We start from the raw sequence: 2,192 nt of genomic DNA on the forward strand, positions 1-2,192 counted from the left end.
ACCCCGTGCCACAACGGGAAGTACGGCGATATGCGCGCCATCTGGCACTCGCTCAGCAGAAACAAATCACCCATCACGGCCTCCTTCAGCAAAGACCGTGAATCACAGATCAAACCAAATTAATAGGTCCTGAGCCTAGTAGCCGAACTGCCACGATGGCCAGGCTTGGCCGTCGTCGGCGGCGCGCACGGCGTCGTCGAGATCGGCGGAATCGCCTTCGACGACGACGGGGTCGCGCACCGGCGTTTCGTCGATGATCGTCACGCGGCCGACGCTGCCGTCCTCGATCTCGACATGCACAGGAACGAGATACTGGAAGACGACGCGGCGTGGCGGCGGTTTGGATTGCGACATGGCGATGCTCCTTCGTTCGGGGAAAAGGCCGGAGCAGCCGAAGCCGCTCCGGGGGTTCTTCATTCAGCCGCGACAAGGTGCGGTTCATCGTCGTTGGCCTCCGCCGTGACCTCGTCGTCGTCGGTGGCGAGGAATGCGGGCAGCTCCGTATCGTCGTCGTCGCCAGCCTCGACTTCCGGCGTGGACGCCTCGGCATCGTCGACCAGGCGTAGCGGCTCGGCGACGCGGCCGCGAGGCGCAGGCGCTGCTTGACCACCTGGACCGGGACGAAGAGCGCTGCGGCGATCTCCTCCTCGGTCTTGCCCTTCACCCGCATAATCGGCTCGAAATACGCCTGGGGCGGCGGGACCTGCACATAGTCGGGCGCCGGCGCGTAGTAGGCACGATTGCCGCCAATGCGGAAGTCGATACCCGTGGCCCGGATCAGTGCCTCGACCTGGGGCTCGATCAAGCCCGGCGCCGGCGGTGGCGTTATGGCGACATCCTCCGGCAAGTTCTCGCACTGCGCAGCGTTGAATACCGTGAACCGCTTCAGGAACGGAATCGTCTGGGTCTCGTCGCCGGTCTCGCGGGCGCGCCGCTTCTCGTCATCAGGCACGAAGCGGTCGGCATAGACGACTGTCGTGCCGCGCTCGCCCTTGCGGACGTTACCGCCGAGCGCGAGCGCCTGGCGAAAGGTGAGCCAGCTCTGGCCGGCAAAGCCGTGCTCAATGACGGCGCCCCAGAGGATCAGCACATTGATCCCGGAGTAACGCCGGCCCGTGGCGGCGTTACTCGGCATGGCGAGCGGCGCTTTCGTCGTCGCCGTCCCCCAGGGCTGAACCCACGGCACGCGGCCGGCTTCCAACTCGCCAATGATCTTGCCGGTGATTTCGTCGTAGAGGCTCGCCCGGTCCTGGCCGGCGCGAGCGGATGCGGTCTTTCTGGACATCGCGGATCTCCGCGACGGGCGCCGGAAGCTCTCTCCCAACTCTCAACCCGTCACGGCACAGCGGGTCCGCACTCTCACTCTAAAGGGGGCGTTGCGGGGGGCTTCCCGCAGAAGGGGTCGGCCGAGACGGACGGCTCGGTCGCAGGGGAAGGCTTTCCCCTATGATTTTGGCCTTACCGTGGAGACTCGAAGCTGCCGGATGTCGAACAATGCGCAACTCTCCCGCACGGTCATCGTGTGAGGACCGGTCGCCGCGCTCAATTTATTGACAGCCTTAGCCCGGTTAGCCGAGAAGAAACTTTCGGATCTGCTCGGCGACCGGCTCCGGTGCTGCCCAGAACGCGCCATGATCGTGGCCGGGGAGACTCAACACCGTAACCCGCGGTAGGAGGTCGGCGAGCGCGTCTGCGGCCACGCGGAAGTATGGCTCGCTGTTGCCGCCGACCGCCACCGCAATCGGCGCGTTGATCGACCAGCGGTCGATTGGCAATGGTTTGCCGTCCATGAGCCCGTTGAGGATCTGGCCTTCATAGGCGTAGGTGTGGGCGTAACGGGCCATTTCATCCCATGAGGGGTCCTGTTTCATCGGCTCGATATACTCGCTTGGAACGCCGATCATCTCGGTCATGACGTACTCGACCGCTTCGCTGCGTTGGTCGGCCGCGACCAGGGCTTGGACGTGTTCTGTGTAACCGGGCGGCGCTGGTGGGCGGGAGTCGTCAACTATAAACGGGGGCTCATAGAGGTAGAGGCCGGTCACTGCGGCACCTAGGCTCAGGACCTATTAATTTGGTTTGATCTGTGATTCACGGTCTTTGCTGAAGGAGGCCGTGATGGGTGATTTGTTTCTGCTGAGCGAGTGCCAGATGGCGCGCATATCGCCGTACTTCCCGTTGTGGCACGGGGT

At 64.1% G+C, this 2,192-nt stretch carries 1 protein-coding gene and 1 pseudogene; both read right to left on the reverse strand.

Annotation, left to right across the window (positions count from 1 at the left end; all coding sequences use genetic code 11):
• Positions 1-670: 670 nt before the first annotated feature.
• A pseudogene (locus AC5XE7_RS20765) lies at positions 671-1,285 on the reverse strand (ArdC family protein); the annotation flags it as partial.
• A 283-nt stretch (positions 1,286-1,568) separates the two neighbouring features.
• Entirely contained in the window at positions 1,569-2,045 is a 477-nt protein-coding gene (locus AC5XE7_RS20770) for an alpha/beta fold hydrolase (RefSeq protein WP_495367428.1), read from the reverse strand.
• Positions 2,046-2,192: the final 147 nt, after the last annotated feature.

This window comes from Aquamicrobium sp. YD-1-mutant5, from assembly GCF_059509755.1.